The organism is Ensifer adhaerens (assembly GCF_002007205.1).
GTDB lineage: Bacteria > Pseudomonadota > Alphaproteobacteria > Rhizobiales > Rhizobiaceae > Ensifer > Ensifer adhaerens_D.
The window spans coordinates 237,267-256,610 of the sequence record NZ_LAZS01000011.1 but is presented as its reverse complement, the minus strand read 5'-3'; the positions used below and the strand labels follow the sequence as shown (position 1 = coordinate 256,610).

14 protein-coding genes are annotated in these 19,344 nt (G+C 62.2%); 9 read left to right on the top strand and 5 right to left on the bottom strand.

All coding sequences use genetic code 11. The annotated features are described in order from the left end of the window. Complete coding sequence (gene rfbF, locus XB14_RS24775; RefSeq protein ID WP_077965331.1) at window positions 1-825, bottom strand: glucose-1-phosphate cytidylyltransferase; 825 nt, start codon at window positions 823-825, stop codon at window positions 1-3. A gap of 533 nt (window positions 826-1,358) precedes the next feature. Between rfbF and XB14_RS24770 the strand changes: the two genes are divergently transcribed. Continuing rightward, window positions 1,359-2,867: a glycosyltransferase family 39 protein gene (locus XB14_RS24770; RefSeq protein WP_179119657.1), complete on the top strand. Its 1,509-nt coding sequence runs from the start codon at window positions 1,359-1,361 to the stop codon at window positions 2,865-2,867. Between the two features lie 146 nt (window positions 2,868-3,013). Here XB14_RS24770 and XB14_RS32810 read toward each other — a convergent pair whose 3' ends face one another. The 3 genes from XB14_RS32810 to XB14_RS24750 all read right to left on the bottom strand — a co-directional run bounded on the left by XB14_RS32810 (window position 3,014) and on the right by XB14_RS24750 (window position 6,059). After that, window positions 3,014-4,126, bottom strand: coding sequence for a glycosyltransferase family 4 protein (locus XB14_RS32810; protein ID WP_179119656.1), 1,113 nt, complete (start codon window positions 4,124-4,126; stop codon window positions 3,014-3,016). A gap of 62 nt (window positions 4,127-4,188) precedes the next feature. Next, window positions 4,189-4,848, bottom strand: coding sequence for a response regulator transcription factor (locus XB14_RS24755; RefSeq protein ID WP_077965322.1), 660 nt, complete (start codon window positions 4,846-4,848; stop codon window positions 4,189-4,191). A 125-nt stretch (window positions 4,849-4,973) separates the two neighbouring features. Next, a complete protein-coding gene (locus tag XB14_RS24750; protein WP_077965321.1) occupies window positions 4,974-6,059 on the bottom strand; it encodes a glycosyltransferase in 1,086 nt (361 codons plus the stop codon). Between the two features lie 428 nt (window positions 6,060-6,487). On the opposite strand from XB14_RS24750, the gene XB14_RS24745 reads away from it, so the two are divergent. From XB14_RS24745 to XB14_RS24735, 3 genes are all read left to right on the top strand, one after another. Beyond that, window positions 6,488-7,393, top strand: coding sequence for a methionyl-tRNA formyltransferase (locus XB14_RS24745; protein ID WP_077965320.1), 906 nt, complete (start codon window positions 6,488-6,490; stop codon window positions 7,391-7,393). A gap of 86 nt (window positions 7,394-7,479) precedes the next feature. Further along, entirely contained in the window at window positions 7,480-8,451 is a 972-nt protein-coding gene (locus XB14_RS24740; RefSeq protein WP_077965318.1) for an ATP-grasp domain-containing protein, read from the top strand. Window positions 8,452-8,455: 4 nt separating this feature from the next. Next, window positions 8,456-9,154 carry an HAD family hydrolase gene (locus XB14_RS24735; protein WP_179119655.1) on the top strand — a complete coding sequence of 233 codons (699 nt, stop codon included), beginning with the start codon at window positions 8,456-8,458 and terminating at the stop codon, window positions 9,152-9,154. Window positions 9,155-9,240: 86 nt separating this feature from the next. On the opposite strand, the gene XB14_RS24730 is transcribed toward XB14_RS24735, so the two are convergent. Further along, window positions 9,241-10,431, bottom strand: a complete 1,191-nt coding sequence (locus XB14_RS24730) for a calcium-binding protein (protein ID WP_077965314.1) — start codon at window positions 10,429-10,431, stop codon at window positions 9,241-9,243. A gap of 251 nt (window positions 10,432-10,682) precedes the next feature. Between XB14_RS24730 and XB14_RS24725 the strand changes: the two genes are divergently transcribed. From XB14_RS24725 to XB14_RS24705, 5 genes are all read left to right on the top strand, one after another. Further along, window positions 10,683-12,464, top strand: coding sequence for a type I secretion system permease/ATPase (locus XB14_RS24725; RefSeq protein ID WP_077965312.1), 1,782 nt, complete (start codon window positions 10,683-10,685; stop codon window positions 12,462-12,464). Continuing rightward, on the top strand, window positions 12,461-13,783 hold the full coding sequence (locus XB14_RS24720; RefSeq protein ID WP_077965310.1) for an HlyD family type I secretion periplasmic adaptor subunit: 1,323 nt from the start codon (window positions 12,461-12,463) through the stop codon (window positions 13,781-13,783). Before XB14_RS24725 ends, XB14_RS24720 begins: the two co-directional genes overlap by 4 nt. Window positions 13,784-14,445: 662 nt before the next feature. Then, entirely contained in the window at window positions 14,446-16,599 is a 2,154-nt protein-coding gene (locus XB14_RS24715) for a nucleoside-diphosphate sugar epimerase/dehydratase (RefSeq protein WP_077965452.1), read from the top strand. A gap of 39 nt (window positions 16,600-16,638) precedes the next feature. Further along, window positions 16,639-17,862 (top strand): glycosyltransferase family 4 protein, encoded by a 1,224-nt coding sequence (locus XB14_RS24710; RefSeq protein ID WP_077965308.1) that lies wholly within the window; start codon window positions 16,639-16,641, stop codon window positions 17,860-17,862. A gap of 213 nt (window positions 17,863-18,075) precedes the next feature. After that, window positions 18,076-19,194, top strand: coding sequence for a glycosyltransferase (locus tag XB14_RS24705; protein ID WP_077965306.1), 1,119 nt, complete (start codon window positions 18,076-18,078; stop codon window positions 19,192-19,194). The last annotated feature ends 150 nt before the right edge of the window (window positions 19,195-19,344 follow it).

The following is a 19,344-nucleotide window of genomic DNA, read 5'->3' as shown; positions in this document are numbered from 1 at the left end:
CTACATCCGTACGTGATGGGTGGACGGTGCGGCTGTCGCGGCGGCCAGGTGATCGCGTTCAAAGTGCAGCCATGGCGGATCGTCGCTTTCGCACAGGCCGTTCAGGTAGTCGCGATCGCGGATCGTATCCATCGGATGCCAGAAGCCGTGATGCTTGTAGGCGAACAGTTGGCCGTCTCTCGCAAGGTTGGTCAGCGGCGACATCTCAAGCGGTTCGGAAAGGCTCGGGATGTAGTCGAGGACGCCGGGTTCAAAGACGAAGAAGCCGCCGTTGATCCAGGTTTCCTTCTTTTGCACCTTCTCGGTGAACTCGACGACCTGATCGCCCTCGATCTCGAGGTTGCCGAAGCGGGCCGGCGGCTGCACGGCGGTGACCGTCGCAAGACGGCCGTGCGAGCGGTGGAAGGCCAGCAGCGCCTCGATGTCGATGTTGCCGACACCGTCGGAATAGGTGACCATGAAGGGCTCGTTGTCGAGCCATTCGCGCAGTCGCAGCAGCCGGCCCCCGGTCATCGTCGACAGGCCGGTGTCCACCACCGAGACGTTCCAATCGAGCGGATGGTTGGGATGCAGCACCATCGAGCCGCTTCCGAGTGCGACGGTAAAGTCCGCCGTCGACAGGTGGAAGTTATGGAAGAAGCTCTTGATCGACATGCATTTGTAGCCGCCGGCGACGACGAAGTCGCGGTGTCCCCAGTGGCTGTAGATGTCCATGACGTGAAGAATGATGGGCTTGCCACCAATCTCGACCATCGGCTTGGGTATACGCGTGGTTTCCTCGGCCAGGCGCGAGCCAAGGCCTCCCGCAAAGAGAACGACTTTCATAGCGGTCTCCAAGAAGATATGTTTGGGATACTGTTGACGTCTCAGGTTTTATTCATGAGCAATCGCGATCCAATGCGCGACTTGGGCGTTTTCAATAACTGATAAAAATGCACGTCAATAAAAGCAGGCGGTTACCTGCGCGCTACGGAATATGTCTGGATAAGTCCCAGGGTTTCCGTTATGTTAATTAACTAATATACAAGAAATACCTTATATTCTGCTTGGCCGCAAGCCTTTTTACGTGTCAGGTTTATCCCCGCACGCTTGTCGGGATTATCCCGCTGGGCCATGCGCCGCTGCGTATTACGATCCTTTTGTGATCCATTTGAAGCCGTGTGCGACCGCATCGTTCCCCGTCGCCTGAGCGTATTTTTACTTCGTCTATTTTTGTTCGGAGTTTTCATATGGCCTATCCAGCAAGTGTTTCGTCGGAAAGACACGACTCCGTTCAAGGGAAATCATCCGGGATACTCTACCAGATTGCGGCTACCTTGTTCTCTCTGTTCTTTTTATATTTCTTGTTTCTGAGGATTATGAACTTTGATATGCGGCGAGACGAGCAATTGTATGTCCCGCCGATCAGGTTGCTGAACGACCAGGCGCTCTATGGCGATTTCTTCTACAATCATCCGCCAGCCTCTGCCTGGTACTTCTACGGCATCGGCAAGCTGACAGGATCGAGCGACCTGCTTCTGAGCGGCCGCCTCGGTGTTTTCCTGGCCTGGATCCTTTTCGCCGTCGCGGTTGGCGGCGTGGTGTATGCGCTGACGCGTTCGGGTTGGGCAACCCTCTGTGTCGCCATCCTGTCGCTGCTAAACGAGTTGTTCCTGACCCAGACAGGTGTCGGCGCTACCAACAATTTCCTGCCGTGGCCGTTCGCCTTCCTCGGTCTCAGCCTTTTCCTTCTCGCCTTGCGCAACGAACGGCGCCGTTCGTTGCTGGTGGCGCTGGCCGGATTTCTGCTGGCGATTGCCGTGTGCTTCAAGCTGAGCGCGGTCGCCTTCATCCCGGCCGTGGCCGTTGCCGCATTCCTCTTGCCGCGATCGCTTGCGCTGAAGGATCGCATCGCTCAGGTCGCGGGGCCGCTTTTGGTCGGCGGCCTTGTCGGTGGCGCGCCGATCCTTTTCTACCTCGTCAGGGATCCGCAGCTCTTCCTTGCTCACGTGGTGCGCTACCATACCGGTCCGCACCCGCAATATTGGCGGCTGATGAGTGGCGACGGGGAGGGCGGCGCGATGTCGCTCGCCCAGAAGGTGGCGCTTGCGCAGGAAATATGGCTCGCGCCGGCCGTTGCCGTAGCGCTCGCGGCCCTGCTTGCGGCCGCGCTCACCCTGCTTGCCCGCCGCGCCGACGATACGGAAGCCGCGCCCCGGATGCGAATGGGCGAGCTGCTGGTTGTTGCAGGCGTATTGCTCTGCAGTTTCGCCTTGAGCTTCGTGCCGACGCCCGGGTTCCCGCAATATTTTGCGCCGCCGCTCGTCTGCCTTCCGCTGGCTTTCGGCCTGTTGCTCGAGGCGCTCGGACCGCGCACGCTTCCCTTGGTGCGGCCGATCCTTCTGTCGGCGACGCTTGTGGTGCTTGCGATCAACGCGCCGCGTCTTGGTCAATATCTGGGCAAAGCGGCCCATCCGCAACAATGGACGACGATGCGCGTGCATGAGGAGGGCGTGGCGATCGCGGAAAGAATGCAGGCTGCCGGCGTCAGCGGCAAGGTGGCGACACTTGCGCCCATCTATCCGCTGGAGGGCGGTCTCGATGTCTATGCCGAACTGGCGACGGGACCATTTGCCTACCGTACCGCCGACATGACCAACCCCGAACTGGCGAAGTACTACAAGATGACATCGCCATCGACGATCGAGGCGCTGTTCGAGAAAGACCCGCCGGCGGCATTCCTGCTTGGCTTCGAAGAGGAGCTGGAAAAGCCGATGCGCGCTTTTGCGGAAAGCCATGGCTACGTGCAGTCCGCGTCACTCGGCTTCCGGGACAGGTACGGGGTCCCCATCCTTTACCTGAAGCCGGCGACGCCTTCCGGATCCTGACTACTGCATGGTTCCTTTGATCGTAGCCGATTAACGGACCAAAACATGCAGAAAATCAGAAGTCTACAGCGACCTCTGCCCGTCTGATAAGACGCCCGGCGCTGGAGGTCGATGCGGCCGGCTTTCCGCGTGACGGCCCGGTCGCATCAGGTCGATAGGCGCGCTGCCGGATAAAGGGCCTCGGCCTGCTCAGGCGTCGCGATGACGTCGTCCCATTGCTGGAGCACGGACTGGATTGCGTAGCGCGCGGCGACGGCGCGCGCGCCCGCGGCGCCGATCTGCTGCTGGAGCGTTGTATCGCTTGCCAGGCGTCCGATCGCGTCTGCGAGCTGGCGGACGTCTTCCTTCGGCACGAGCATGCCGACCGCGGGCGTATCGATGATTTCCGAGGGGCCCCAGGGACAATCGAATGCGATACTGGCCAGGCCCGCAGACATCGCCTCCAGCAGCACGTTCGGAAAGCCCTCGAAGCGGGAGCTGAGGACGAAGATATCGCCGGCATTGACCCATTCGACCGGTGACTTCGTCGTGCCGGGAAGGCGAACGCGGTCTGCAAGGCCGAGGCGCCGAACCTGTTCCTCGAGGGCTCGGCGCTCAGGACCTTCGCCGAAAATGGTCAGCGTCATGTTCGGGGTGTGCCGAGCAGTATCCGCAAAGGCGTCGATCAGAAGATCGAAGCCTTTCTGCCTGTCCAGGCGGCCCACGGCAAGCACGCGGGTGCCTGCGCCGGTCGCCCCGTCGCGGACGTGCTGGAGCGTGATCGGATTGGGAATGATCACGGCCCTGGCTTTCAGGGCTGGCGGCAACGAACTGGCGGCCTCCGCCGTCTGCATGACCAGCCGTTCCGCGAGGCGCGCCGCCAGCGGGCGGGCCAGCCGCCACAGCGGGCTCATGTCTTGCGTGTTGAAGTTGTTTCGCTCGGAAAGCACAAGCCGCAGGCCGAGACCGCGGCTGGCAAGGACGACCATGATGTTGACCTTCGTCAGAAAGGAGATGACGAGGTCCGGCGACAGGGCACGCAGCCGGCCGCGCAATCGGGCGATACGCGCGGCAGTCCGGAAAACAGGGACTGACGAACCACCGCCGAGCGCTTCCACGCGGACGGACCTGCCGTAGGCAAAGTAGCTTTCCGGGGTTTCCGCATTGAGCGCGAGGACGTGAACGTCGTCACCGCGGGCCGAGCGATGGCGCGCGAGGATGTTGACGACCTTTTCTGCGCCGCCGGCACCAAGCCCGGAAAGCACAAAGATAATTCGCAATGGCGGCTCCTGTCTCAATTGGGGCAGGCGGATATCCCGCCTGCGCTCGACCAGACCACGGCCTAGACGGCGCTCATCCAGCCGTGGGTCAGGGCGAAATGCACGATCTGCGCCCGCGTGTGGAGCTGCAGCTTCTCCGTCGCGCGGGCCTTGTAGGTTTCGATCGACTTGACGCTGACATTGGCGCGCGCGCCGATTTCCTTGTTGGAATATCCAAGCGCGACGAGACGCAGGACGTCCTGCTCCCGGCGCGTCAGTCCCGGCACGCCGGCCATCTTCAACGCGCGCGATCCGGCGCTCGGCGCCGCGCGCGTCAGTTCCTGGGCGGTCGGCGGATCGAGGTACAGCCCGCCGAGCGTGACGGAGCGAACCGCGAGCAGCAGGTGCTCGGGCGCGGAGCACTTCTGGATGAACCCTTTGACGCCGATCTGCAGCGCTTGCTGCGCATAGGATCTTTCAGGGTAAACCGTCATCACCACCACATAGGCCGAAAGCTGCTGCTTGATGATCTGCTCAGCGAGCGAAAGGCCGCTCATATCGGGAAGGGCGATATCGACGACCGAGACGTCCGGCCCGGTTTCCTTGATCAGCGCCAGCGCGTCCGCACCTGTTCCGGCGGAGCCGACGCAGACGATATCGTTTGTCGTCTCGATCGTCGTGCGGGCACCGACGATGACGAGTGGATGATCGTCGATGATGACTGTGCGTATTGGCGCCGTCATGATGCCCGCCTGTCTGCCGGTACCAAGCCCGCCGGCGTCCGTGTAGATCGAGCCCCCTTGTTGTCGTTCATGTGTCGGTCCCCCTCCGAATTCTCTTGTCGCAGCTTGAGCCGTGCGATGGCCTGCTAGAAGTTCCTCAAGAAATTGGAATATCGCCTTTCGATATTGTGCAGCGTGTACTCGCTTTCGATACGATCCCGGGCGAGGTGCGCGTAGCGGGCATACTCCTCCGGCGAAAGGTCGAGCACCTTACGCATGGCGTCAGCAAAGGCCTCGGGATCGCGGGCCGGCACGACGATCCCGGCATTGCCGGCGACCTCCGCCGCATCGCCCACATCGGTTGCCACCACCATCTTTGCATAGCTCATCGCCTCGGCAACGACGTTCGGGAAACCCTCGGTCCTGGAGGACAGGGCGAGAATGTCGATGCTGCGGTAGAAATCCTCCATGTCGGCGACTTCGCCCCTCAGGTCGATGGCTTCGCATGGCAATCCGGCATCGGCAATCAGCCGGACGACTTCCGGATTGTCCCAGGCCAAACCCCGGCCGGCGGCGAGAAAGCGGGTGTCGGGATGCGTGCGCAGCACCGAGGCGGCGGCGCGAAAGAAGGTGGCGTGATCCTTCTGGGGATGGAAGCGCGCGACGATGCCGATCCGTCTGGGCGGCGCCTGGTGGCCGCCGGCAACAGCCGGAATTTCGAAGCCGTTCGGGATGACGACCGAGTTCTGGTTGCGATAGCCATAGGCGCGGTGCATTTCGCGGGCGCGCGACGAGTTGTAGATGATGCCGGAGGCGGAGCCGGAGAGCACCCGGGCAGCGGCGATCGCCATGTGCGAACTGCGCGACAGCGAGGCGACATCATCCAGCGACTGTCGAACGTTCCAAATGACCGGCGTCGCACGGCGCGCGAGCTTTGCGGCGACCGTTCCGACGACCATCGCATGGTACATCCAGCAAAGCATGACGCTCGGCTTTTCCTGGCGGATGATGCTGGCAAGCCGCATCGTGCCCTGAAGAACGGCCGGGAGCGAGTGGGCGCCAAGGGCCACATACTCGACGCGCGGATTGTCCGCGAGGTCACGATTTCGCGCCGAGACATCGAGCAGCGAGACGACCATGACGCGTTCGTCAGATGAAGCCTTGAGCAGGCGCGCGAGCATCGTCTCAGCTCCGGCGCTTGCGCTGAAATTGGTGATCAAATGCAATATCATACCGTGGATCCGAAGTTGCGCCGCGGTTTGGGCATTCCTCCGCATTCCCTGAACAGGACGATAGGTCACGCGCGTGCGTGTCCCGGCGCCTGTCACAAGCATTAAATTCCTGGGCGCGCTTGGCACGTCAGGACATCAACTTCCTATTGCCTCGATTTCGGAGGGCACATCGGACGCGATCATTTCTGAAATAGTTTCGTACTCTAAATTAACCGTCCAGGGCGGACCCTAGAAAGGCAGTGATTTCAAGATACAACGGCGGAGACTGGCATGCAATTATTCTCTTGCAGTATAGGCCGCCTCTGAAATAGCATCCTCTCATATCATACTTGAAATACATTAATATCGCCCGGATGGGTTATTTCTTCCCTTGGTTGTGGTTCGAGTTGTACCTTGCGCTCTGACACTTTGTGCATTTGAGAACAAAAATGCGGTTTGCTCTGGTTGGTGCCGTCGAAGGATCCCGGATAGCGCTCGATGCCCTATTGTCGAAGGGAATGCTGCCGTCCCTGGTGGTCACGCTGCCGCCGGAAGCCGCGGATCGTCATTCGGACTTCGCGGACTTGACAACGCCGGCGCGGGCGACGGGCAGCGCGGTCTGCCATACGACCAATGTGAATGGCGAGGATACGCTTGCAGCCATTCGCGCCAGTGACCCGGACCTCGTCCTGGTCCTCGGCTGGTCGCAGATCTGCCGCCAGCCGTTTCGTGCCATCCCGCGGCTGGGCGTGATCGGCTTTCACCCGTCGGCGCTGCCACGCCTGCGGGGTAGAGGGGTCATCCCCTGGACCATTCTGCTCGACGAAAAGACAACGGGCTCGTCGCTCTTCTGGATCGACGAGGGAACGGATTCCGGCCCTGTCATCCTGCAGCGTCTGTTCCCCGTCGCCCCGGATGAGACGGCACGCAGCCTTTACGGCAAACACGTGCGCAATCTGGCGGAAATGGTGCCCGAGGCCGTCGAACTGGCGGCTGTGGGGAAGGCGCCGAGGATCGAGCAGGATCACGGCCTGGCGAGCTATTGCGCAAAACGCGTCGCCGAGGACGGCCTGATCGATTGGCAGCGCCCGGCGGCGGAGATCCTGCGACTGATCAGGGCGGTCGGTGAGCCCTATCCAGGCGCCTTTTCGCGCCAGGACGGAAAGGTCGTCCACATCGATCAGGCGCGGAGCTTTGCCGATTCCTTTCGCTATGTCGGTCTGCCGGCGCAGATCCAGACGCATACGCCTGACGGGTTTACCGTCATGTGCGGCGACGGTCAGTGCATTGAAGTGATCGCCTGGCGCACGGCGGATGAGCGGCGCCCCTCCGTCCACAGCAGGTTGGGGGCGTAAAGACGGGGCAAGTCGATATTGCTGGGTTCGATCAGACGAGACCAGGAACGATCCCGTTCCCTCGTCACATCAAGGAGAAGGCGTGTATGGCGTACCGGTCGTTCAAGATCCTGGTCTCTTCCGCGGGAAGACGCGTCGGCCTGATCGAGTGCTTTCGTCGCGCCGCTCGGGCGTTGGACATCGACCTCCAGGTCTTGGCTTGCGACCTCGATCCGGACTTGAGTGCGGCCTGTGCCGTGGCCGACCGGGCCTTTGCGGTGCCGGCCTACAACGACCCGGAGTTCACGGCCCGCCTGGCCGAGATTGCACGGACGCATGGTGCGCGCCTGCTCGTCCCGACGATCGATCCGGAACTGGTGCCGCTGGCGGCAGCAGCGGATGATTTCGTGCGCTTTGATTGCCGGGTGCATGTCAGTCCGCCGCCTGTCATCGACGTCGTGCGCGACAAGCTCGAAACCATGCGCGTGCTCGATGCGGTGGGGGTCCCGGTCCCACGCACCGGACGGCTGGAGGAGGTTCGCGGCGAGCTCTCCCGTTGGGACTGGCCGCTGTTTCTCAAGCCCAACGCCGGAAGCGCGAGCCGCTTGATCAGCATGGTGCGCTCAACCGCCGATCTGCCCGAGACGACATCGGAGCCGATGATCCTGCAGCAATACCTCGATGGCCCGGAACATACGGTCAACGCTTTCGTCGATGACCGTGGCGAACTGCTCTCGGTCATTTCGCATCGGCGTTTGCGCATTCGGGCAGGGGAGGTCGAAAAAGGTATAACCGAGCGCCATCCGGCCCACCGTGCCATGGCCGAGGGCATCTTGCGGGCGTTGCCGGCCCTGCGCGGCGCGTTCTGTTTTCAGGTCATGGACGATCGGCTGACCGGCCCGCGGGTGATCGAAATCAACGCCCGCTTCGGCGGAGGTTATCCGCTTGCAGACCATGCCGGCGCCACGTTTGCGCAATGGCTCCTGGAGGAAGTGGCGGAGTTGCCGAGAACGGCGCACGACAACTGGCGTGAAGGCGTGCTGATGCTGCGATACGATGCGGCGATCTTCAGAGGATAGGCGGATGGGCGAGCAGGTGCTTGTCTTCGATCTCGACGACACGCTCTATCTGGAGCGAGATTTTGCGGCAAGCGGCTTCAGGGCCGTCGACGCCTGGCTGTCCAGGCATGCTGGAGTTAAGGCGTTCGCCGCTCATTGCGAGGCGGCGTTCGCCGCCGGGCACCGCGGGCGGGTCTTCGACGAGGCGCTGGCTGCAATGGGCTTCGGGTACGATCCGAAGCTGGTCGCAAAACTGGTCGCCGTCTATCGCGGCCACGCGCCGACAATTGCGCTCGCGGCCGATGCCCGGTCTTATCTGGAGCGGCCCCGGACCAGTCGACGAGCGATCATCACCGACGGGCCGGCGGCAACGCAACGAGCCAAGGTTCAAGCGCTAGGGCTCGAAGCTTTGGTCGATCTCGTGATCTTCACCGATAGCTGGGGACGAGAATTTTGGAAGCCGCATGCCAGGGCCTTCGAAACGATCGAGGCCTGGGCTGAGGTCGGTCCGGAAAACCTGGTCTATATCGCCGATAATCCGGTGAAGGATTTCGTGACGCCACGCCGGCGCGGGTGGCACACCGTGATGGTGGCGCGCGAGGCGCGGGTCCACGATATGCCGGCACCGGATACGGCCCACCAGGCCGCGGCACGGATCACCGATTTCGGAGAGTTGGATGATGCGCTGCGATCGTTCCACGCCGGCAGGGCATTTTCCGGATAAGGTTCCGGCGGGTTGCCTGCATATGGAAGCAAAACCAAACGGTGTAGTGGCCGCGGAGCGCCTGAACGCGTCCGCGGCCAAGGTTCTTATGCGAAGACGAAGTCTGTTGCGCTGAAGTTGGCGGCAGACAGCGTCCCGTTCGGATCGTCGACGACGATCGAGAAGGCGTGGCCGGCCGAATCCTGTGCCTTCAGGATCACGTCGCCGTTCGGGTCGTCATAGGCAAACACCGTGCCGGGGCCTCCGGTGTTGGCGTAGCGGGTGACGCCGAGTTTCTCCAGAACGATGCGATCGAGACCATCCTGGTAGTCCATGATCGTGTCCTGGCCGTCGAGTGCGCCTGCGCCCTTGAGCACGAAGCGGTCGGCGTCGGCGCCGCCCCATAGGAGGTCCGAGCCCGCGTCACCGATGAGCGTGTCTCTGCCGGCATCGCCGCGGATCGTGTCGTTGCCCGAGCCGCCATAGAACTGGTCATCGCCATCGCCTCCATTCAGCGTATCGACACCGTCTTCGCCGCTGATGTAGTCGTTGCCGCCGTCGCCATAGACGAGGTCGTTGCCCGCGCCGACGCTGATCCTGTCGGCGCCGGCACCGCCGTGGGCCTCGTCGATGCCATTTTCGGAATCGAGGATGTCGTTGCCGTCGCCGCCGTCGAGATAATTGTCGCCGTCGCCGCCGTCGACCCGGTCATCGCCGATGCCGCCATAGACGTGGTCGTTGCCGGACTGGCCCTTGAGCGCGTCGTTGCCGCCCTCGCCGTAGATGTAGTCGTCGCCGGCACCACCGCCGACGGCCTGCTGCGTCACCTTGCCGGTCGCCGGATTGATACGGTTGACGAAGCCGTCATTGCCGTCGCCGGCATAGATGATGTCGTTACCCGCGCCGGCGTCGATATATTCCTCGCCGGCGCCGCCGTAGAAGGTATCGTTGCCGGTACCGCCGAGCATGGTGTCGTGACCATCGCCGCCGTCGAGGGTGTCGTCACCGTCTTCGCCGTCGAATATGTCGTTGCCGAGGCCACCTACGAAGTGGTCGTTGCCGATGCCACCGTCGAAGGAGTCGTTGCCGACCCCGCCTTCAGCATAATCGTCGCCTGGACCGGCCTTGAAGAAGTCGTTGCCGTCGCCACCGTACATCCGGTCGTTTCCATCTCCACCGTCGAGATAGTCGTCACCGGCATAGCCCCAAAGGCTATCGTCGCCGCCATATCCATAAATGTTGTCAGCTACGTTCGTGCCATAAAGCGTGTCAGCTACGGGTCTTCCCTTAACGATCATGTTTCCATCCTTTATTAGTGGGGCAGAATACGCGCCGTTGCTTTTACCGACCGCCGCGCAAGAACGGCAAGCGACCGGAGCGTGTGAAAACTGTGATCTATCGCGTTGTATGGTGGGGGTCTAAAATAGCATCTATAAGCAACCGCTACAACAGGTATATAGTATCCACTCAACCCTCGGCAGGTTGACAGCGGGGAACAATTCCATCGATACGGCCCCACTCAAGTTCCTGGAACCGGTGTCGTTGCAGTATGGCAGACAAGAGAATCAGAAGCGGCAGTCTACGCTCTGCGTTCCGGCGCAGCGTAATCGATCTCGGCTTGTTCTCGACGGTCGTCAACGTCCTGGCGCTGACCTCGCCCCTGTTCCTGATCCAGGTTTATGACCGCGTTTTGCCCTCTTCGAGCATCGAAACGCTCGTCTATCTCACGATTATCGCGTTCCTTGCCTTCGCATTCCTCGGCCTGGTCGATGTGATCAGGGCGATCTATGCGGTCCGGATGGCGGCCAAGCTCGACTGCGAACTTGGGGCGACGGCCTTCGCAAAGGTGGTCGCGGCAACCGGACGAGAGCCGGGGGACACCCAGCCGCTGCGTGATCTTGCGACCGTCAGGGGCTTCGTCGCTTCACGCGGCACGCCGACCCTCTTCGACCTGCCGTTCTCGCCGGTGTTCGCAGCGCTACTCTATCTCCTGCATCCGCTGCTGTTTCTGATGACCACGATCGGCGCCATCGTGATCCTGTCGCTGGTTTTCCTCAATCAGTCCATGAACAAGAAGTCGTCGCAGTTCGCGCAGGAGCGGATCACCAGCGCCAATCTCACGGCCCAGATGTTCAGTCGCAATGCCGAGACGGTGCGCGCCATGGGCATGACCGGCAATGTCGGTGAGGTCTGGGGCCGCCAGTTTGCCGCCGCGACCGCGGCCGCAGACGGAAGCCTCGTCGTCAACGCCATCTTCGGCGGCATATCGCGGTCGGTCAGAATGATCCTGCAGATGGCGATCCTCGCCGTTGGTGCGGCCCTTGTCCTGAAGGGGCAGATGACCGCCGGCATGATCTTCGCGTCGTCGATCCTGTCGGGCCGGGCTCTGCAACCGCTCGATCAACTGGTCGGGATCTGGAAGCAGGCGATGGAGGCGCGCAGCGCCTGGGAGCGGCTCGAAAAGGCGACCGAGACTAGCAATGCCGATGGCCGCAAGCTCCTCCTTCCTGACCCCGCCGGCGATATTGCCGTGCGTGACCTCCTTTACGTCTCGCCGGACGCCGGGGCCGATCCCGAGCCGATCCTGAAGCGGCTGAATTTCACCATCGCCGCGGGTGAGAGCATCGCGGTGGTCGGGCCGAGCCGGGCGGGCAAGTCGACGCTTGCAAGGCTTCTCACCGGAGCGGTTGCGCCGACCGCAGGCACGATCAGCATCGACGGCGCCGATCTGAGAACCTGGGACACGGCGCAGCTCGGCAGCCTCATCGGCTACCTGGCGCAGGACGTGCAGCTGCTGCCGGGCACGATCGCCGCCAATATTTCCCGCTTCGAGCCGGACGCGGCCGACGCGGCGGTGGTCGCAGCGGCGCGCGCGGCTCATGCCAATGATCTGATCTTGTCGCAGCCGAAGGGCTATCAGACCCTGATCGGGCCTGGTTCCAACAACCTCTCGGGCGGCGAGCGGCAGCGCATCGGGCTTGCACGTGCCTTCTACGGTGCCCCGCGCCTTCTTGTTCTCGACGAGCCGAACGCCAACCTCGACAGCGAGGGGGAGGCGGCACTCGGGCGGGCGCTGCAAGATGCAAAGGCACGCGGCGTTACGGTCGTCATCATCACGCACCGCATTTCGATCGCAACAACCTGCGACCGGATCCTGGTGATGAAGAATGGCAGGATCGAGGATTTCGGCCCGACGGAGGAGGTGGCGCGCCGCGCGCAGTCCGATCGGGCGAACCGGGCGACGAAGGCCGCTGCCCCCAAGCGGCCGTCGAACTTGCCGCCCGCGAGCATCTCCACGTTCCTGCCCGGCAGAACCGGTGAGCGGCCATGAGGACGTCGGACGCGCGGCGATCATGGCGGGAGTCGATTGCGACCGATACCGGGTTCATTGCCCGGCTCGGCTATGGGACGCTTGCCTTGATCCTGGCTGGTTTCGGCTATTGGGCGGCAACGGCGCCGCTTTCCGGGGCCTCGGTCGCTGCCGGCACCATTACCGCCTCGGGCCGAAACGTCCTGGTGCAGCATCTCGAAGGCGGGATCGTCAGCGAGATTGCGGTTCGCGAGGGTGATGCCGTCGCAAGAGGCCAGACGCTCGTCGTTCTCGACGACACCGTGGCGCGCACCCAGCTCAACCGTCTCGCCAAGCAATGGGTTGCGCTCAAGGCGCGGGAGGCGCGCCTTGCCGCCGAACGGGACGGACGGCGGGATCTGACGATCGCGATCGGCAATGCGCCGGCGACGATGTCGGCGGCCAGCCGCGACCTGACCGAAGAGCAGGTCAAGGAGTTTCAAAGCCGGCTTGCCCGCTTCACCTCCGAGACCGTCATCCTGCAACAGCGGGTCGAAAGCCTGAACGATGCGCTCGACGGTTTGGCGGCCCAGAAGGCGGCGGTCGAAAAGCAGACGCAGATCGTGCGCAGCGAAGCGGAACGGAAGTTCGCCCTGCTCGAAAAGGGGCTGACGAACCGCACGGAATATACCCAGCTCCTGCGGGTCGAAGCGGACCTGCTCGGCCAGGTCGGCATGCTGCAGGCGGAATCCTCGTCGAGCCGTACGCAAGTCGCAGAGGCGCGTGAACAGATCGAACGGCTGAAGACCCAGCGCGTCGAGCAGGCTGTGACCGCGATGAACGAGGTGAAGACGGGGCTTGCGGACGTGGAAGAACAGGTAGAGGCGGCACGCCGGGTACTCGAGCGCACCGTCGTCAAGGCACCGGTCGATGGGGTTGTCGTCGCCTCGGTCTACAACGCCGTCGGCAGCGTCGTCGGCCCCGGCGAGAAGATCATGGAGATCCTGCCCACAGGGGATCTGGTCGTCGATGCCCGTCTGAACCCGCGCGACATCGACGTCGTTCATGTCGGGCAGGCGGCCAGGGTTCGCCTCTCGGCGCTCAACGCCAGCCTGACGCCGGAAGTTTCGGCGACGGTTGCGCACGTCTCGGCCGACCGCCTGACCGATCCCGCGACCCGGGAGCCCTACTATCGCGCGGTGTTGCGCCTGGATATGCCCCTGCCGGCGGGCGTGCGCATGGAGCAGTTGCATCCGGGCATGCCGATCGATGCGTTCATCGAACTCGGCGACCGTACTTTCCTTGAGTACCTGGTGCGCCCGATCTCCGATTCCTATCGACGCGCCTTCGCCGGGGAATGATCGGCGGGAAATCTGTCTGCGAAACGTGCAATGGCACAGGGCCGACGGCAAGGTTGAGGGCCGCGGACATCGGCGTACCTGGCAAGGCGGCCAAGATTTTACCGATGTATTCGAGAGAGTATTTATTTCTATTATTCCAAGCGGCATTCACGTTTATTAAAGGTACGCATAGATAAACTGAGGATGTTTCAGTTTATACTATGAGAAATTGTGGTATTCCTAGATTTTCTGAAGATCTCTGCCCATCTACGGAAGCCGTCCGATTCTCGTAATTAATCCTTATGGGCTATAGATAAATAAGCAGTAATACTATTGAGTTCTAAGTTAATTAGGTAAATTGCTCCCGATAAAACGAAAAGATAATTTACACGCGGTTTTTGACATGCGAGAGTTTCGGGGAAATTGGCGTATTTCATTGCAAAGACCAAAGCGTATATCAGTGCATAGATGAAATAAATTTCAGGTAACTTTGTATGATCTGACGGGTATCAGAAGTTTATTCCAAAAAATTTCAACGAGACATGACGTCTCAAAGAGCATCATTCGTCCGTCCGTTTTCGGCGCGGCGGTTGAATGGCGCTCTATGGATCGAAGGGTGTCGCATGCATCGCAACGAGGCCGCTGCCCAGCCCACGCAAGCCGTCGCCCCATCTCCGCCGTCAATGGCGAGATATTGGGCAAGGTTCCTCACCATCTTCACCTGGTTTGCCGCCGTCGGACGCGCGCTTTTGCGCCTCGCGGCCAAAACGGCCGTATCCTCGGTCAAGCAGGTTCGTCGTTCGCGCACGCTCTACGCCATGGACCTGGCGTCGGCTGGCCTGGCGCTCGTGGCCGCCTTTTTCCTGCGCTATGGCTTCGACGGCATGTCGTCGCGGCCGGAGCTCTTCTGGGCGCTGGCCGCCACCGGGCCGCGATACCTTCTGGCCTGTGCGATCGCCTTTCCGATTGCGGGACTGTACGCCCGCGACTGGCGGTATTGTTCCGTCTCGGATCTGCGTTCGATCCTCCAGGCCGTATTGATCAGCTCGGCGGCCCTGGTGTTGATGTCCTTCTTCGCCAATCGCCTTCAGGATATGCCGCGCAGCGTCGTGCCGCTCGAGGCGCTTCTCCTGACCGCGTTTCTTTCCGCCTCGAGGCTGAGCTTCCGGCTCGACGAACTGGTGCTGCGGCCGACACGGCGGCAGCCGGTCGCCGAGGGCAATGTCGACCAGATTCCGACCTTGCTCGTCGGCAGTGGCCATGCGGCCGATCTCTATCTCCGAGCACTCCGTCGCGATCCGCATTGCAACCATAAGCCGGTCGGCTGCTTGGAGGCGACGCCCGAGCATACGGACATGACGCTGCGCGGGATTCCGATCCTCGGTGCGCTCAGCGATTTCGACCGTGTGGTCTGCGAGCTTGCCGAGAGCGGACAGATGCCGCGTCATCTCGTCTTCACCGAAGCGCTTTCGGCGTTCGGCGACGGAGCGGAGGATGTGGTGCGGCGCGCTGAAGCGCGCGGCATGACCGTATCGCGCCTGACGCAGATCACGGAACTCAAGAGCGCCAAGCAGGAAAGCCGTTTCGAGCTGCGCTCGATCGAACTGACGGATCTTCTGGAGCGTCCGCAGGCTGCCCTCGACAACGAGGCGATTCTTCGCCTGATCCGCGGCCGGCGCGTCTTGATCACCGGCGCTGGCGGTTCGATCGGCAGCGAGCTGACCTTGCAGGTGGCCGCGCGCGAACCGGCCGAGCTCATTCTGGTCGAGAATTGCGAATACAATCTCTACGCGATCGACATGGAGCTCGGCGAACGCTATCCGGGCGTCAAGCGGACCGCGAACTTGTGCAATGTGCGCCGGGCCAATCGGGTCAACGACGTCTTTGCGCGCTATCGGCCGGAACTTGTCTTCCATGCCGCCGCGCTCAAGCATGTGCCGATGGTGGAGCTCAACCCATGCGAGGGCGTGCTTACCAACGTGATCGGCACGATGAACGTCGCCAACGCAGCGCGTCGGTACAAGGTGCAGGCAATGGTGCAGGTCTCGACCGACAAGGTCGTCAATCCGACCAGCGTGATGGGCGGGACCAAGCGGCTGGCCGAGCTCTATTGCCAGGCGCTCGACCTTCATTGCCTCAAGAAGGGCGCCGGCCCGCGGTTCATGACCGTTCGGTTCGGCAACGTGCTCGGGTCCAGCGGCTCGCTGATCCCGCTCTTCAAGCGGCAAATTGCCAAGGGCGGGCCGCTCACCGTTACCGATCCCCGCATGACGCGCTTCTTCATGACCATTCGCGAAGCTGTCGAACTGACGCTGCAGGCGTCGGCCTACGGCTTGGAAGGCGAAATCGGCAAAGGCGAGATTTTCGTTCTGGACATGAATGAGCCGATCAAGATCATCGATATCGCCAAGCGCATGATCCGGCTTGCCGGACTTACCCCGGGCAAGGACATCGATATCGAAATCATCGGTCTCAGACCCGGCGAGAAGCTCTACGAGGAGCTGTTCGACAGCGGTGAGCAACGCATAAGCTCACCCATTCCGGGCGTGCTCGGTGCGATCCCGAACGCCGTGCCCCTGGCGACGCTCAAGGAGATGTTCGCGCGGCTGAAGCTTTTTGCCGAGCTCGGCGACCAGGCGATGGTCTTTGCGATCATGAACAGCCTCATTCCCGGCTTCGACAAGCACCCGGCCGAAGGTGCGGCCGGCGGACTGTCGTCGGACGACGGGGAGGATGGTGCCACCGACGCCGATGTCGCGCATCTCTCCGACGATATCCTGCAGGCAGCGCTGACGGGTCACAGGCGCGGGCCGCCCTCGACGCCGATGCCGATGTGATCAGCGCGATCGTTCGAACGCGCGTATGGAGTTCCCCGCATGTTGATTGACGCGAGCGACTATTCTCCGGTCAGGCTGCCGCCACAGCGGGCGGCCGCCGCCGCGGGGGCGGCGGTTGCAGGCACGGTGGCGAAGCAGCGCATCGCCGTGCTTTCAAGTTACAGCCGCTCGCTGACCAATTTCCGCCTGGAGCTGTTGCGGCGCCTGGTGGAGGCCGGGCATTCGGTCGTGGCCGTTGGGCCGGAGCAGGACGACGACGTCGTCCGCCAGCTCGGCGCGATCGGCGTCGAGTTCGTTCGCTTGCCCATGGCGCGCACCGGCCTCAATCCCCTGACCGACCTGGCGACTCTGTGGTCCTACTGGCGGCTGTTTCGTTCGCGGCAGGTCGATGTCGTGATCCCCTATACGATGAAGCCGATTGTCTATGGCGGCATTGCCGCCCGCCTTGCCGGCGTCAAGCGGCGATATTTTCTCGTGACCGGGCTTGGCCACGTCTATTCGGATGCGGCGAACAAGCGATGGGTCGGGCGCCGCATCAAACAACTCAGCGTGCTGCTCTACCGGCTGGCGCTCAAGGGGGCAGGCGGGGTCTTTGCCTATAACCGGGCGGATCAGGCCGACATCGCCGATTGCAGGCTGATGTCCGATCAACGGGACCTGACGCTGGTGCCGGGCTCCGGCGTCGACCTCGATCACTATGACTTTTCGCGCCCGCCCGCCGGGCGCCCGATCTTCCTGCTTGTTGCCCGTCTGTTGAAGGACAAGGGGATCGGCGAATATGTCGAGGCCGCTCGCCTGGTTCGCCAGCAGTTCCCTGAGGCCGAGTTTCGCCTTTTAGGGCAGTTCGATCCAAGCCCGGCTGCGATCTCCGCCGAGACCATCGAGGGATGGGTCAGCGACGGCAGCCTGATCTATCTCGGAGAAACCACGGACGTGCGCCCGCATCTTAGAGACTGCAGCGTCTTCGTCCTGCCGTCCTACTATCGCGAGGGCATTCCGCGCAGCATTCTCGAGGCGATGTCGACAGGCCGCGCGATCGTCACAACCGACCTGCCGGGCTGCGACGAGACGGTGGTCGACGGGCTCAACGGCTACCTCGTCGAACCGCGCAATGCCAAGCAACTGGCAGAAGTGATGTGCCGCTTCCTGAGAGCGCCTTCGCTCGTTACGGACATGGGGCTGAGGTCCCGTGAACTGGCCCAGTCGAAATTCGATGTGCATGTCGTGAACAATTTGCTTCTTGAGCGCATGGCATTGATCTGAAAAGCACATATCTCCGGTACCGAAACACTCGCGAGCATGCGTAGGCCAAAGAACAACCGCGGCTATGCTTTGTCGGTGAGCTTGACGATCGTGTGTATCCAGTTTCCCCAACGGGAAACTTAAATTTTAAGTGTGTGCATTACTAATCGTTGTTGAATTGATCGTTGCTATGCATAATCGATTTCGAAGAATATTCGAGGCGGTTGTCTTAGGATGGCAGGCAGCGTCGTTCACATCATCAACGACCTCAACGGAAACGGCGGCGCCGAGCGCATGGTCGTGGAAATGGCGCAGCGGCAGACCCGGTTTTCCGCAACCGTGATCGTGTGGAAGGGAGCCAACAACCAGCTTCTGGAAGACGCGGCGTTTGCCGCCGTGACGATCATTGCGGTCAAGCCGTCGAGTCCCCGCTCGATCGCCAGGGCTTGGCGCGCGATGCGCGCGGCGGACCTGGTGCACGTCCATCTGTTTCCCTCACTCTATTTTTGCGCGCTTTTGCCGTTCCGCAAAATTTACACCGAGCACAACACCTGGAACCGCAGAAGGGCAAGGCGATGGCTACGCGGCATCGAACGGTGGGTCTACGGCCGTTACGATTGCGTCGCAGCGATCAGCGCGCCTGTCCGTGACCACCTTTCCGAATGGCTGGCGCCCATGGTCGCAAAGATCCACATTGTCGAAAACGGCGTTTGCCTGGACCGTTTTGCGCCGGCCCGCGATCGCAGGCCAAGAGAGGATGGCCGCTTCTATATAGGCATGGTCGGAAGCTTCACGGAGAAGAAGGACCAGGAAACCATCGTGCGGGCCCTGCAAGGGCTCCCGGACAACGTCCATGCGGTCTTTGCCGGCATCGGTGATCGCCGACCGCTCGTTGAAGACCTGGCCGTGGCACTGGGTGTGCGCGAGCGCGCGCATTTTTCGGGGCTGGTTCGCGATATCCCGGGCTTCCTGAGCCGCCTAGATCTCTATGTACAATCCTCCCATTGGGAGGGTTTCGGCGTGGCTGTGGTCGAGGCCATGGCGGCGGACCTGCCGGTCTTGGTCAGCGATGTCGGGGGACTGGCCGTCGTTGTCGACAACGACGACTATCGGTTTCCGCCAAAGAACCACGGGCGGCTTGCCGACCGCGTTCGCGAACTTGCGGGCGACGACGAGAAGTACCGCAATGCAACGGCCTATGCGCGACGTCGTGCGCAGGGCTTCTCGATCGACCGGACCGTTTCGTCCTATGAGGACCTTTATGACCTCATCAAGCCGGGTCCGCCGGCGTTGACGCCGGCCGGCGCAGACCCCAGCGCGTCTCGCTTCCGTAGTCCCTCGCATCCTTCATAGGCCGCAAGCGGCCATTTTCCTGGCCTGTGGCCGATGGGAGGGAGCGAGGTTCAGGTCCGGCTGCCGCCGGGCGAGGAGGCATGGCACGACGTTTCGGCTCATTCGACAGAAACTGCTGAAATGAACTTGGAATCTTCGAGGGAGTTGGTA